Origin of the sequence: Sphingomonas sp. LR59, assembly GCF_036855945.1 — a bacterium.
In the GTDB taxonomy this organism is placed as follows: domain Bacteria; phylum Pseudomonadota; class Alphaproteobacteria; order Sphingomonadales; family Sphingomonadaceae; genus Sphingomonas.
The window spans coordinates 1,452,772-1,466,182 of sequence record NZ_JASPFL010000001.1 but is presented as its reverse complement, the minus strand read 5'-3'; the positions used below and the strand labels follow the sequence as shown (position 1 = coordinate 1,466,182).

The window sequence follows — 13,411 nt, the reverse complement described above, 5'->3', positions numbered from 1 at the left end:
GTGGGAAGCGTTGCTCTGCCAGAGACGATCATGCCGCACCATCCGAGACTTCGGTCGAACGGCCGAACAGTTTCCAACCGAGCAGCCCGGCGACCAGCACGCCGACGATGACCCAGGTCAGATTGCCGAGCAGGCTCGCGATCGTCTGAACCTGGTCGCTGAAGGCGCGGCCCAGCGAGACGTAGATCAATAGCCACAGGACTTCGCCGGCAACGTCTAGAACGATGAACCGTACCCAGGGATACTCGGTCAGTCCGCTGGTGACGTTGATCCACGGTCCCAATGGCCCGATCAGCCACCGGCTGAAGAAGATGCCCCAACCCGCCCATTTGCGAGAATAGGCTTCGGCCTGCTCGACCTTGTCTGCCCCGCCGATTCGCTTCGTGACCGCCGATAGCAGCGGCCGGCCGCCATATCGTCCAAAGGCATAGCCGATCTGGTCGCCGACGATCGCGCCCGAGGCACCAGCGAAGATCACGGGCCAGAATGCGAGCTCCCCCTGCGCGACGAACGAACCCATCGCGACTAACGTCAGCGAGCTGGGGAACGGCATGCCGGCCGCAGCCAGGATCATTGCACCAAACAGGGCAGGCAGCCCGTAGGTCGTCAGCAGTTCTAGCAGCTGGTCGGTCATTTGGCGGGGGATGCCGTAGACGTAGGTGATCGCATGAACGGTCGTGCTGGTGGGCCGGGTGGCGGATAGGGCGGCCGCGCGTGGACGATCGCATACATCAGTTTCGCCTCGATCTGTGTCATCGAACGGCCGCTATCCCGCGCAATCCGTCCGAGCGGCCGACGGTCCGGCGTCGGCGGCAGGTTCAACGCCTGATGCAGGACATGGGGCGGGACGTGATACGAATGTGCGACATAGCCTATCGTCATCCACCGCTCGATCGGCTCATCGCGGTGCGCGTTCCAATACATCGCGTCGCTGACCGTCCGGACCGCGTGATAGCCAGTGAAGGCTAGGACCGCGACGAACAACACGATCAGGGCTTTTCGCCAGGGTCGATTACGTGTCATTCCAGTGCGATACGCGCGCCGAGTGCGACGAGCAACGGCGGCGATACTACTATCTCTTTAACTCCAGAACGTCTCATAGGCCCGAACAGCGCCTCGTTTGCCTGTAAGTTTTGCACCTCACAGCGCAGAAAGTTCGTGGTAGGCGTAGATACTGCCATTTCGCTGCTTCATGCATGACGGACCTGCCTGCCAACAGTGAGAGAGATACCAAGCCTCACATGCCAAAATCCATAAGCCCCCCGTGCCCAATATTTGCGTGACGACGTCATCCGTGGAGGAATGGATCTCCTGCTTTTCGCGCACAGATCGCACCTGCGTCATTCGGATGAGGAGCTTGCCGCACTGGGTCTTGGGCGCGCGCATCATCGCTGCCTCTATTTTGTCGGCAGGCAACCTGATCTAAGTGTCTCCGAACTTTTGAGCTTGCTTGGTGTCACCAAGCAGTCGCTTGGGCGTGTTCTCAGCCTTCTTGTCGAACGTGACCTGATCCGCCAGAAGACTGGCGACAAGGACCGGCGACAACGTCTGCTTAGTCTGTCGCCAGCAGGCGAGCTACTCGAACATAAGCTTTTTGCTGGACTGCATGAGAATATGAGCCGTGCCTATGCTGCCTCAGGCGAAGAGGCCGTCCATGGTTATTGGACAATGATGCAGAACCTTATGAGTGATGAAGCGCAGCGACAGTTTGCGGCGTTTCATGCAATCGGCGCACCACGAAACCCGTGCTGATCAGCACCGAATGGCTTCCAGAGCAAAACCTCCTACGCAACCAGATGGCGACGTTCTGACGTGAATGTCGGGCGGCGGATGGGTGATCTTGGCGGACCTGAACGGACGTCCGAAGTTCGGTTGCTAGGAGGGCGGGCTAAACGTCTGCAAGTGGGTCGTAGAGGTTGAAGGGCAGAGGATCCGCGTCCGCCCACCTGGCGTCATTCACTTAATGAGCTGGCGTAGTCATAAGCGGACCATCGTTAACGGTTGGGTCCCGTAGGTATGTCTCTCATCAATCGGTTCGAACTCTCGGTGCCCTTGATCCAGGCGCCGATGGCGGGGGTCGCCACACCTTCGTTGGCGGCAGCCGTATCCGAGGCAGGAGCCTTGGGGTCGATCGGCGTGGGCGCGACCGACGCCGCCGGCGCACGGGCGATGATCGAGGAGGTGCGCAGCCGCACGGCCCGCGCGTTCAACGTCAACGTCTTCGTCCACGCTGGCGCAAAGGCCGATCTCGCACGGGAAGCGCACTGGTTGGATTGGCTTGCCCCGCTGTTCGCCGAGTTCGGCGCAGAACCCCCGACGGCACTCAGGACCATCTACAAGAGCTTCGCGGATGATCCCGACATGGTGGCGGTACTGCTCGACCTCGCGCCGCCAGTGGTCAGCTTCCACTTCGGGTTGCCGTCCACCGACGTGCTCTCGGCGTTGCGAGCGCGCGGTATCTACCTCATGGCGACCGCAACCAGCCTCGACGAAGCCCACGCGATCGAAGCGGCGGGGATCGACGCGGTGGTCGCGCAGGGGATCGAGGCTGGGGGCATCGGGGTGTCTTCGACCCCACTGCGCCCGACGACGCGCTCGGCGTGTTCGCGCTGACCCGGCTCTTGGTGCGCAAGAACAACCTACCGGTCATCGCAGCTGGCGGGATAATGGACGGCGCCGGCATCGCCGCGGCGCTCGACCTCGGCGCATCGGCAGCGCAACTGGGAACTGCCTTTGTCGCGTGCCCGGAGTCGGCCGCAGACGATGCATACCGGGCGGCCCTTACCGGTGCGGGCGCTTACCACACCGTCCTCACGTCGCTTATTTCGGGTCGACCCGCGCGTGCGCTGGCCAACCGGTTTACGGCTATGAGCCAGTTGGTCGATGAACGCCGACCGCCTGATTATCCTATCGCCTATGATGCGGGGAAGGCCTTGCACGCGGCTGCCAAGGCGCAAGGCGAACACGGTTTCGGGGCGCAGTGGGCCGGGCAAGGTGCGCCGCTTTCTCGTGCCATGCCGGCAGCAGCCTTGGTTAGGGTGCTGCGAGCGGAACTCGAATCGCTACGGATTTGATGTCTGGTTGAGCTTTGTGACGTTCCCTGATCGGACTCGCCATTTCCCCACTCGAAGCCGTCTAAGCAGACCCTCCAGCGTACGGGATAAGGCCGTACGGTCGAGATGAACCAATGGCCGAAGTTGGAACACAAAAATGGGTCGCGGATGGCCGGTTGTGGGTCCAGCCGGACTTGGCTTAAAGGCGCGAAACCGAATTCGCTGCAAGCGCGAGTTCAAAACGCGCTAATTCATAGGCGTTATTGAAACACCCGATACCTTCAATCTAGCGTTGCTTACGCTCAGGTTAAGCAGCTTGGCCTCAAGAGGCGCCGTTATGAGTTCAGAAATGTTTGCTTTTCCGCTGCCGAGAAAAAGCTCAACCGAACCTGAATCAATGAATAGGCTTAAGTTTATCGAGCCCGTCGTGAAATCGCACGCGACACTACGTTGCTGCCGCCAAACGTCAACATTCGGTACGTTGGGGCCGCTCTTTTCTCGGTGAAGGGAGACCGTATTGGTATGCGCTGTGAATAGAATTCGGGTTTCAAAATTATCATCCTTGCGAACCAATAAGATGATGTCGTCGGGCCAAATGGCGCCAATCCGGCTGAACGTCAGATCAATACGGCAGGCGGCTGCTTCTGCACCTGCCGGCCATACGTAATACGTCCCTTCTGTAATCGTCTGATCCTGTCCGGCAATGGCGGGAGCAAAGACCTTATTCTGGGCAGCGAGCGGTGTGCTGAGCAGACGTGGTAAGTTCGCTACACGCTCAAGTCTTAGCTGGCGAACAAGGCTGAGTTGTCCGCGGTAATCTCGGGTGACAGGAATCTTGTTCACATAATCCCAGTTGCTCATCCAGGCTATCGAGTACGCCGATGCAAGCGGATCGGCCGAGGCTGGGTCGGTCCAGACTACAGCGGCGTAGAAGTCTGCCCCTCCATCGATCCACTGCCCCTCCAAGGCGTCGGACGTGAACGTCATCCCATCAAAGTCGCCGACCCAATAATAGCCGCCTACGGTGAAGCCGAGCTTGGTACCATTGCCGCCAACCAGCAATACCCATTTATCTGCCGACGTCTCACCGTTCGCCTCGTACAGATGCAGCTTGAAGAGATGTGAGCATTCCATGACGCGCCCGACAATCGTCGAGGCGAAGCCACTGGCATATGTCCACTGCTTGAGATTGGTGGATGTGTAGATCCCGATCTTACCCTCCTCGGAGAGGGTCATAACCCAACGGTTCGTGGGCGCATGCCAGAACACGGTAGGATCGCGAAAATCCTTGCGACCTCCCGGATTAGCCAGAACGATGTCATGGAACGCAAAGTTCGCTCCGTCGTCATGTGAGTACCACAATGCACAGGATTGGCCGGTGCCCGGCACCGGCATCGTTACGAGAGTTACGAGCGCTCCTGCGCCGAAACCGGCGGTATTTGCTGTATCAACAACGGTACTGCCGCTCCATACGTCTCCAAAGCGGTTGGTGTTTCGCGGGATCGCAATGCCACGGTCTTCCCATGTGACGAGATCCTTCGACGTCCAACGCCGCCAATTTGTGCCACCGGTAGGGTAGGTGGGATTGTACAACGCCCAAAGCGTCCAGGTATCGCCGATCTTCAGTGGGCGTTGCGGATCGTTGATCCAGCCGCCTGCCGGGGCAGTGATGTGATAGCGAGGCCGGCCGTTTTCTGCCTGAGGCACAGTGGCTGAAGGTGACGGAGGAATGGAGACCGAGCCGTCCGTCAAGGTCGTTGCTCCGCCCAGTGTTCGGCCACACCCAGCCATCATCGGAAAGCCGGCGATGAGCCCAAGCGTCGTGCGCCGGGTGTAGACGGTTTCACGTGGCATTGCCTTGGCTCCTATCAGGATATCTGTGGCAGACGGGTCCCGGCCTCCCGCACCCGAGCGGAATGGCATTTCGTTACACGGGACTCAGGGATCCTACGCTGCGCAGGTAGGTCAGAGTTCGAAGGCGTTGACCCGCGGTCAACTTGGTCCAAGTCCCTGCGCAGTGCCGTGTTGCCACACTGCGCAGGTCAGAGCGTTACATCTTGAATCGCAGGCCTAGGCTCATGTATCGACCTTCGATCCGGAGATCGCGACCAAAATACTGCGTCTCATTATAGTAGCGGTAGTTCTTGAACGGCTGCGCCAGGATGTTGCTGACGTTGGCCACGAGCGAGATGTTTTTGTACGGCTCGAAGCTCGCGGAGAAGTCCAGTCGTGACACAGGACGTACGAGTTCGCCCGCATATTGCGTTTCATTGATGGTGCGGTTGTAGCTCGTGGTATACCCCGACCGCCAGTTGTACGAGAGCCGGGCGGAAACCTTGCCCTTCTCGTAGAAGCCGGTGAGATTATAGGCCCATTTGGACAGACCAGTAATCCGCACTTGGCGATCACTTTCGCCGAGCGCCTGCGGCAGTTGGTTGGTGCCGTCGAGATAGGTGCCGTTCGCCTGCACGCCGAAGCCAGAGAGCAGGCCGGGAAGGAAGTCGAAGAACGTCTGCGCCGAAGCCTCAATACCCTTGATGCGTCCGTTACCGGCATTTTCAGGACGGTTCAGCTGAACGCGGCCGTAGATCGGGTCGTTTACGACCTGTGTATAGTTGCCGATGAAGCCATTGAGATCGCGGTAGAACGCGGCGACAGATGCCGACCCGTTCTTGGAGAAGTACCACTCCAGAGTGGAATCATAGTTCTTTGACGTCAGCGGGCGCAGGTTCGGATTGCCGCCAGAGCCGGTTGCATCAAACTGCGGCGGCGAGCCATCTGGACCTGGGCTGTTGGCCGTGATGTTGAGCGAAGGGTTCAGCTGACCGAACCCCGGCCGGGTCCGCGTCTGCGTGTAGCCTAGACGAACCTGCCATTTCTGAGAGAAGCGAATGCGCGCAATGGCAGATGGCAAGACGTCGACGTAGTTCTGCTTGGTCGTCGTCGGGACGATACCAACGGTGCCATCGCTGCCCTGTACGCGACTGAAACCGCGATACTCACCATCTGTGTTGACGATGCGAGCACCGGCAGTGCCGTCAACCTCGATACCGCCGAGGTCGAACGCGAACTTGCCCTGACCATAGAAGGCATAGCTAGCCTCGCTAGCGGTGAAGCCGCCCAGCGGATCGACAGGGATCTCGGCAGTTGCGTACTTTGCCACAGCGTCACGAATGCCGCCGTCGTTCGGGAACAGCACGGTCGCCTGCTGGACCGACTGATAGGCAAGCTGGCGCAGTGCCTCGCTATTGGCGATGATCGCGTCACGATTTGGCGCAAGCCAGTTCTGAAAGCGCTGTGGATCGTTACGGAAGCCATCCGTAATCACTTCAAGCGCGCCGGTTGGAAGGCTCGCAAGCGGGATGTTGAGGCCGGCAGTGTAGGCGTAGCGAGTATTGTTCTGCGACGAGGCGTTGCGATCACTGGCACGAACGCCAAACTGAAGATGCGGCAGGAAGCCCCAGTCGGTTTCGAGATCCAGATCAAGACGGCCTTGAAGCCCGTTGCCCTTGGCGACGAACTCGCGCTGATTGAAGCCGCGCCAGCGGGCGTTGTCGGGGTTGGTGATGTCGTAGCTGCCTAGATCGAAAACTGCCGATCCGCGTGCGTCCCAATCGACGTTGATAGTCGGTGCAGTCGCAAGCTGGGAGTCGACGGCAAGCTCCAGGGCTTTGTAGCGGCTGTTGGTGTAGGCGAAGTCGCCCGACAGCGTTGCGCGGCCGGTCGTCCATTTAAAGCCCAATGCGCCCTGATATGTATCAGTCCGATCATCCTGCGCTACCCGTGAAAACTCGGGAACGTAGCCGCCCGTCTTGGTGAAGCTTGCGGCCTTGTTCGGCTCGCCCGGTACCAGGACGACGTTGCTGAGCGTGGGCGCAACGCCGTTGGCATCACGCCGTTCGAAGTTCACGTTAAACGAGTCCCGCAACACGTTGCCGCGATACGCCTGCCACAAACCTTCTGCGTAAACCTCAAGATCGGCCGATGGGCGCCACTGGATCGTACCGTTGATGGCCGGCCGGTGACGAACGCCCTTCTCGTAAAAGTTGCCGGCGTTTGCCGGAAAGTTGAAATTGCCAACGCCAGAGGTCGTGACCGTCAGATCATCGGCGGGATCATCGACGCCAAAACCGCGCGGCGTGATAACCGCGGAGTCAGCATAGCGATCGGCGTTGCGATAGGTGGTGCGCGTGTAGCTCATATTCACCAAGGCGCCGATCTCGCCAATCGGTGTGTCCCAGCGCTTCGTCAGCAGGAGGTTACCTGACGGGTCGAATGCTTTGGACTGATCATTGTATGATCCGCGGATTTCTCCGGCGATCTCGGTGTCTTTTACGTCGAACGGGCGACGCGAGCGCAGATTGACCAGCCCTGCCAGACCGGGTTCGATAAGATCGGGCGTCCCCGACTTGTAGACCTCGATGCCCGCGGCGACACCAGCCGGGAAATCCTGGAGATGCAAGACGCGGTCTTCGGCCGAGAAGAACTCGCGGCCGTTGAACGTCGTTGCAACGTCCGGGAGGCCACGCACCAGAATGACGCCTGCTTCGTCGTTGTAACGTAGAACCGTAACGCCGACGATCCGCGAGATGGCTTCGGCAGCGTTGTTGTCCGGCAGTTTGCCGATGTCGTCAGATACGACCGCGTCGACGATTGACGACGAATTGCGCTTGAGTTCCTGTGCAGAACCAAGCGCTGCACGGTAACCAGTAACAACGATTTCGTTGTCTCCGCCCGCCTGCGCGTTCTCCGGCGCCGCGTCCGATTGCGCCTGCGCAGCACTGGTGGGCGCAGAGTTGGGCAGTGGATCGCCGGATGTTGGCGTCTGGGCCGCTCCGGTCTGGTTCGTTGCCGGCGACACATCAGCTTGTGCCCAAGCTGAAGATGCAACAATCAGCGGCAGGAGTGCAGTAGTCGTCAACAGGACGTGGAAAGACCTCGTCATAAAAGAATCCCCTCTTTATTACGTTATTTGTTTCAGGTTATTGGTAGTCCGGGCCGCGAGGCCCGCTAGCTAGCTCGGGCCGGACATGCTTGCCGACTTTTGAACGGGACCCGTCGTCACTTCGCTGCGACCTTCACTGGGCCTGCGTTCATCGGCCATGCGGTGAGCTTCAGTTGCGCACTGCCGCCGCGCGAGGACGCGCTCCACCGCAGCAGGCCACTGCCACGGAAGAATCGATCGGTGATCGTCCGCTCGCCATCGTTGATGAAGACTTCGAGGATCGACTCGTCTGCCAGAATGCGCAGTTTCACGCGATGCGTCTTCAGATCGACGGGGGCGACGTGGCGGCTGGCAAAGCCGTCATGGAAATGCGGTCCAGAGCGCGTCCGATCCACGAAGACCTCGTTCACGGTCGGATTAACGCCGACGACGGTCTGATAACCCTCGCCATCCGTGAGCGTGATCGCCACCTGCTCGGACGAAGCAGCGTCGATCGCGAACTCCAGATCCGCCGAACCACCCTGAATGGGAAGCGCGGTCGGGCTGTCGTTCAACGTCGCGGCGAATTCCTGTCGGGCGCCGTGCAGGGTCGCGACCTCGCGCACCGGCGTCTGCATGATCCGATACCCGTCGGGCGATTTGCGCAGCGTAACCTGGCGTGGGACGGTCATCAGTCCGCGCGATGGCCAGGTTGGGATGGCTTCCGCGTAACGCCAGTCGTTAGCCCAGCCGATCCAGATGCGGCGTGGATCGTCCTTGGGCAGATCGTTCCACGACACAGCGGCGTAGAAGTCTGCCCCATAATCCATCCACTGCGCATCGCCGGGCCAGCCCTGAACCGGCGTGAATCGCGTCCCATCGAAGTCGCCGACGAAATACTGACCACCCGAGCCCCCACCGACGGCGTTGTCGCCGAGGTTGATGCCGAGCACCCAGTGCTTTTCGCCGGAAGCTCCGCCCTCGACGGGCAATTCGAACAGATCCGGACACTCCCAGTTTTTCCCGCGACCGCCGGCGGGGCCGAAGCTGCTGGCGAACGTCCACTGCTTGAGGTTCGGCGAGGTGAAGATCACCGCGCGGTTCTCCAGCGCCATCACTGCGACCATCACCCAGCGCTTGGTGGCGGCGTGCCAGAAGACCTTTGGATCGCGGAACTCTGGCGATCCGACGTTCAGAACCTCGCCGTGGACCGTCCACGTCCGACCGCGATCGTTGCTATAGGCGACGTACTGCGACTGGAGCTTCGCCTTGGGGTTGTGCCCGGTGTAGATCGCGATCATCGGCGGTTTGCCGTTGCGTCCGAAGCCGCTGGTATTGTTCCAGTCGATCACGGCGCTGCCGGAAAAGGCCATGACGTCGGCGGTCTCGGGAATCGCGATGGGCAGTTCCTGCCAATGGACGAGATCGCGGCTGACTGCGTGTCCCCAGTTCATATGGCCCCAGCGGTCGCCATGAGGGTTGTACTGGAAGAACAGATGATACTCGCCGTCATAGTAGACGAGCCCGTTGGGGTCGTTCATCCAGTTCTTGGCTGGGGCGAAATGATAGCTAGGCCGGGGATCGGGCCGCTGCGCCGACGCCGAGGTTGCCAGAGCGGCAGCTGCCGCCATCAGCAGTGCAATCGTCTTCATGCTGCAGCTCCACGCAAATCCATATCTTCCAAGGCGACACCGTTCGTCTCGGGCATCACTTTCCATGCCCAGACGAACTGGAGCAGCATCATCGCGCCAAAGAATGCGAACACCCATCCGCCGACGGCGCTGGCGACCACCGGGAACAGCCAGGTGATGATCGCTGCCATGACCCAGTGCGTGGTCGAACCCAGCGCCTGACCTTTCCCGCGAACGGAGCTTGGGAAAACCTCGGAGATGAACACCCAGATCACCGCGCCCTGGCTCACCGCGAACGCTGCGATGAAGGCGAGAAGTCCGACGAGGATCAGGGTGCCGTTCGGCGCGACGCGCTCGAGCTGCCAGCCGACCAGAAGCAATGCGGCAGCACAGATGATCGACCCGACGAACAGCAGCGGCTTGCGACCGAAGCGGTCGATCAGGAACAGTGCCAGCGCCGTAAACAGCAGGTTGGTACCGCCCACAGCAACCGATTGCAGCAATGCGCTGTCAGCACCGGCACCGGCCAATTCGAAGATGCGCGGTGCGTAGTAGAGCAGGGCGTTGATGCCGGAGAGCTGGTTGAACATCGCGATCGCGATTGCGCAGGTGACGGGGAGGGCGTGCGACGCCTGGAAAAGGCGTGGAGCCCCTTGGCGGCTTCGCGCGTGTCTGCGGCTTCGATGCGGAGCAGTTCGGCACCGGGGTCGCTAAATCCAAGCCGCGTCATCGCGGCGACGGCGCGTTCGCGGTGCATATGCACCGCCAGCCACCTTGGGCTTTCTGGAAGAAGAACGTGACGATGAGGAATATGACGGACGGCACCCCGACGATGCCGAACATCCAGCGCCAAGCCGTCTGGGGGGCAGGATCTGCGCTATGATGTAGTTGGAGAGGAACGCGATGAGGATACCCAGCACGATGTTCAGTTGGTTCATCGCCACCAATCGGCCGCGGAACCGCGCCGGCGAGACCTCGGCAATGTAGATCGGCGTGACGACCGATGCGGCGCCGATCGCCACGCCACCCAGGAAGCGGAATGCAATCAGCACGTACCAGTCGTGCGCCAGCGCAGTACCGAGCGACGACACGACATAGGCTATCGCGACGGACAGCATGATGGCTTTGCGGCCGTACCGATCGGCCGGGGCGCCTGCTATCAGCGATCCCAGGACGGTGCCGATCAAGGCTGAGGCCACGGTAAAGCCAAGCGATGCCTCGGTCAGCGCGAACTGGCTTTGCAGCGCATTGGTCGCACCCGAGATCACAGCGGTGTCGAAACCGAACAGAAGACCACCAAGCGCAGCGCCTGCCGCGCTCATGATGATCGCCGGAGTTGCCCGGGCGTCATCGGCAACACCCGCGGGGCCTGAACTAACAACACTATGCATTGACGGCTTCCGCTTCGATGGAGGTGGTTTCAGTAACGGCCCAATGCATCGGCCACTGTCGGGTCGCTTTTCGATAGGCGAGCGCGAGGGCGCCTGTCAGACCTGCCGAAGAGCCCGCGGTTGGCGCCGCCACATAGTCGGCCATGTCGATCGCGCGCATGCTGGCATCGTAACCGGCCAGCTTCGCGGTCAGCGCCCTGCGCACACGGTCATACATGGGCGGTTGCATGACGCCTCCACCGATGATGATGCGGTCGGGCCGCACGGTATAGGTAAGTGTCGCACAAAGACCGGCGAGGTAGTCTGCCTCGATGTCCCATGCTGGATGACTGCTGGGCAACGTCTCCGCCGGCGTACCCCAACGAGCATGCATCGCAGGCCCTGAGGCCAGACCTTCAAGACAGTCGCCGTGGTAAGGACAGATTCCGGCAAACTGATCATCGCTAGGCGCGCGTGGCAGTTTGATATGACCTGCCTCGGGATGATTTGCGCCACCATGCGGAGCACCGTTAATCAGAACGCCAACTCCGATGCCTGTTCCAACCGTCACATAACAGAACGTATCGAGCCCTTGGCCGCTGCCAAACAGCCGCTCGCCAACTGCAGCACAATTCACGTCGGTATCGAGTGCTGTGGGCGCGGAGATAGTTTCGCGGAAATGCGCAAGAAGGTCGACGTTCTGCCAACCCGTTTTCGGCGTTGACGTGATGCATCCGTAATCGATTGCAATCGGATTCAAAGAAAGTGGCCCAAAACTGCCGATAGAGAACGCCGCAAGAGTGCCGTACTGCTCGCTCGCCTGAGCGAAGAAATCGCTGGCCGCGCCTAGTGTCTCTTTCGGCGTCGTGGTCGGGATGCGTGTCTGCATCAACGTCGCGCCATCACGATCGGAGATCGCGCAAAGAAATTTGGTGCCGCCAGCTTCGATTGCGCCGAGAATCAATGGCTCAACCATGAGCGCGATTCCGAAAATAGTCGGCGCACGACAGTGGCTTAGGACGAACGAACACGAAATCTCTCTCCTGACACTTGCCACGCCTTCGTGGTCAGGTACTAAATCTACTAGTGTGAGTTAGTCTGTCAAGCACAGTTAGAAATCCAGTCGGCATAGACCGTGTTTTTTTATTGTGGCCGTTTCGGGCAGATCAGCTTTTCTTGAACAGGCTCGCCAAGTCTGGGGTAAAGCTTGCGTGGAGTGGCAGCAGGGCTGCGCCCACGGCTGCAGCTACGTTGCCAAGACCTCCTCGGCGGATCTCAGGGACAAAGAAATCCGGCGGTGAATTAGTCAAAAAGTGATCTTGCAATCCTGTGGCGATTGCATCGAGACACGTGGAAGAAAGGGCACCGTCAATGATGACGGCTTCGAGATCGAGAAGGCTGTTTGCGCTAGTCACTGCGAAGGCGAGTGCCTCAACACACCGACGCGTCCACGCGGAACGCTCCTCGGCAACGGCTTCCTGGTTAAGAGCGTAAAGCGAGGCGTGGTGGATCAGATAGTCGCTCTTGCCGGCTGCGCAGACAGGCATTGACGCGAGTGCTCCGGCATTGCCATGTCTGCCTTGATGTACCCGACCGCCCAAAACTAAACCTCCGCCGACGAAGGTGCCGATATTGACTGCCAGGAAGTCCTGAAGATCGATGCCTGCGCCGCATAGCAGTTGGGCCAGTGCAGCGGCATTACCGTCGTTTTCGAAAAATGCAGGCCAGGCGAGTCCTGCTTGAAGGCGATCCGCCACATCAGCACGTCGCCACTCGTCCGCTTGGTCGATCGATATACCAAGCTCGTCACGCCATTCTCCGAGGAACCACGGCATTGCAATTCCAATGCCCATAAAGGCTTCGTTACTGAGCAAGTTCGTGGCCGCGAGATGTTCGTCAATGAACGCGTTGACGTGCCGAAGCACGGTATCGATAGATGGAAAGCTGTCGGCATGGCGACAGACGGCTTTGCGCTCTCCGTCGAAATCCAGAAGCGCGATCGTGGTATCCCCACGGCCAACCTCGACGCCGACCGTGTATCCACGCTTGCCGTTGATACGATAGATGGTCGCAGGCTGGCCCATGCCGCCGGTGCGCTTACCTGCCTGAAAAAGCAGACCTTCACCATCCAGCTCGTCAACTATGCGTACGACTGCCTGTGGAGACAGCGTAGTCACGCGAGCGAGTTCAGCTTTTGACGCGCCGTTCATACGTCGCACGGCTGACAGGATCAGGCGCTCATTATACCGTCGCATCCCGCCCGCATTCGTGCCTCGCCGTATCGTATCCACGCCGTATCCTTTTCAAACGCGGCGTTTTGCACAGGTACTTGCCACCGTGGTTGCTCGTTAACCCGATCAGGCGTTTCGGCCTATGCCAAAGAGCGGCCGGTTAACAACGTCAACCGTAGCCCGTCGTGATTACCGAGACAGG

Annotated in this window: 9 protein-coding genes and 2 pseudogenes; 2 read left to right on the top strand and 9 right to left on the bottom strand. The window is 60.1% G+C overall.

Going from position 1 to position 13,411, the window contains the following annotated elements:
• Nucleotides 1–28 precede the first annotated feature (28 nt).
• Nucleotides 29–634 (bottom strand): DedA family protein, encoded by a 606-nt coding sequence (locus QP164_RS06595; RefSeq protein WP_333922614.1) that lies wholly within the window; start codon nucleotides 632–634, stop codon nucleotides 29–31.
• Entirely contained in the window at nucleotides 631–987 is a 357-nt protein-coding gene (locus tag QP164_RS06590) for a hypothetical protein (protein ID WP_333922613.1), read from the bottom strand. The genes QP164_RS06595 and QP164_RS06590 overlap by 4 nt, the downstream gene beginning before the upstream one ends.
• 315 nt (nucleotides 988–1,302) lie before the next feature.
• Here QP164_RS06590 and QP164_RS06585 point away from each other — a divergent pair, with 315 nt between their 5' ends.
• Together QP164_RS06585 and QP164_RS06580 are read left to right on the top strand one after the other, a co-directional pair.
• Nucleotides 1,303–1,752, top strand: coding sequence for a MarR family winged helix-turn-helix transcriptional regulator (locus QP164_RS06585; RefSeq protein ID WP_333922612.1), 450 nt, complete (start codon nucleotides 1,303–1,305; stop codon nucleotides 1,750–1,752).
• Between the two features lie 264 nt (nucleotides 1,753–2,016).
• Nucleotides 2,017–3,074 (top strand): annotated as a pseudogene (locus QP164_RS06580) (NAD(P)H-dependent flavin oxidoreductase).
• Nucleotides 3,075–3,299: 225 nt separating this feature from the next.
• On the opposite strand, the gene QP164_RS06575 reads toward QP164_RS06580, so the two are convergent.
• The 7 genes and pseudogenes from QP164_RS06575 to QP164_RS06545 form a co-directional block, all read right to left on the bottom strand.
• Nucleotides 3,300–4,907: a glycoside hydrolase family 32 protein gene (locus QP164_RS06575; protein WP_333922611.1), complete on the bottom strand. Its 1,608-nt coding sequence runs from the start codon at nucleotides 4,905–4,907 to the stop codon at nucleotides 3,300–3,302.
• A 196-nt stretch (nucleotides 4,908–5,103) separates the two neighbouring features.
• A complete protein-coding gene (locus QP164_RS06570) occupies nucleotides 5,104–7,998 on the bottom strand; it encodes a TonB-dependent receptor (protein ID WP_333922610.1) in 2,895 nt (964 codons plus the stop codon).
• A gap of 116 nt (nucleotides 7,999–8,114) precedes the next feature.
• Nucleotides 8,115–9,629, bottom strand: coding sequence for a glycoside hydrolase family 32 protein (locus QP164_RS06565; RefSeq protein ID WP_333922609.1), 1,515 nt, complete (start codon nucleotides 9,627–9,629; stop codon nucleotides 8,115–8,117).
• A pseudogene (locus QP164_RS06560) lies at nucleotides 9,626–10,243 on the bottom strand (MFS transporter); the annotation flags it as partial. The pseudogene QP164_RS06560 and the gene QP164_RS06565, both read right to left, overlap by 4 nt.
• Before the next feature lie 75 nt (nucleotides 10,244–10,318).
• The gene (locus tag QP164_RS06555; protein WP_333922608.1) at nucleotides 10,319–10,930 is read right to left on the bottom strand and encodes an MFS transporter; all 612 of its coding nucleotides are present in this window, start codon (nucleotides 10,928–10,930) and stop codon (nucleotides 10,319–10,321) included.
• A 61-nt stretch (nucleotides 10,931–10,991) separates the two neighbouring features.
• On the bottom strand, nucleotides 10,992–11,954 hold the full coding sequence (locus tag QP164_RS06550; RefSeq protein ID WP_333922607.1) for an ROK family protein: 963 nt from the start codon (nucleotides 11,952–11,954) through the stop codon (nucleotides 10,992–10,994).
• Nucleotides 11,955–12,144: 190 nt separating this feature from the next.
• The gene (locus QP164_RS06545; protein ID WP_333922606.1) at nucleotides 12,145–13,269 is read right to left on the bottom strand and encodes an ROK family transcriptional regulator; all 1,125 of its coding nucleotides are present in this window, start codon (nucleotides 13,267–13,269) and stop codon (nucleotides 12,145–12,147) included.
• Nucleotides 13,270–13,411: the final 142 nt, after the last annotated feature.

What these genes read in the sequence shown, in the direction of transcription:
- QP164_RS06575 (WP_333922611.1), bottom strand. Translation starts at nt 4,907, where the DNA reads ATGCCACGTGAAACCGTCTACACCCGGCGCACGACGCTTGGGCTCATC.
- QP164_RS06555 (WP_333922608.1), bottom strand. Translation starts at nt 10,930, where the DNA reads ATGAGCGCGGCAGGCGCTGCGCTTGGTGGTCTTCTGTTCGGTTTCGAC.
- QP164_RS06595 (WP_333922614.1), bottom strand. Translation starts at nt 634, where the DNA reads ATGACCGACCAGCTGCTAGAACTGCTGACGACCTACGGGCTGCCTGCC.
- QP164_RS06565 (WP_333922609.1), bottom strand. Translation starts at nt 9,629, where the DNA reads ATGAAGACGATTGCACTGCTGATGGCGGCAGCTGCCGCTCTGGCAACC.
- QP164_RS06570 (WP_333922610.1), bottom strand. Translation starts at nt 7,998, where the DNA reads ATGACGAGGTCTTTCCACGTCCTGTTGACGACTACTGCACTCCTGCCG.
- QP164_RS06550 (WP_333922607.1), bottom strand. Translation starts at nt 11,954, where the DNA reads ATGGTTGAGCCATTGATTCTCGGCGCAATCGAAGCTGGCGGCACCAAA.
- QP164_RS06585 (WP_333922612.1), top strand. Translation starts at nt 1,303, where the DNA reads ATGGATCTCCTGCTTTTCGCGCACAGATCGCACCTGCGTCATTCGGAT.